The organism is Enterobacter sp. 50793107 (genome assembly GCF_001463365.1).
Classification (GTDB): domain Bacteria; phylum Pseudomonadota; class Gammaproteobacteria; order Enterobacterales; family Enterobacteriaceae; genus Enterobacter; species Enterobacter cloacae.
Map to the genome: position 1 here is coordinate 1 of NZ_LNII01000129.1, position 272 is coordinate 272.

At 56.6% G+C, this 272-nt stretch carries 1 pseudogene; it reads left to right on the forward strand.

The annotated features are described in order from the left end of the window. Positions 1 to 272: pseudogene (locus APU11_RS27090) on the forward strand (IS4 family transposase); the annotation flags it as partial.

Here is a 272-nt window from a genome sequence, read left to right on the forward strand (position 1 = left end):
TTGCCCTCACGCACGGTGCGGATCTGACCCTGACCAGCCTTGGTCGCACTCTTCCCGGCAGTGCGCACGTCAAAAATAAAATTAAACGTGTTGACCGTGCCCTGGGTAATACCGCCCTTCACCGGGACATTCCCCGTATTCAGCACCTGCTCACACATTCCATCACTTCCCTGATGCCCTTCTGTGTGATTGCTGTCGACTGGACCGGCTGGCATGACAGGAACTGGCATCTGCTGCGGGCAAGTCTGGTCTGTAATCTGTCAGGCAGCCTG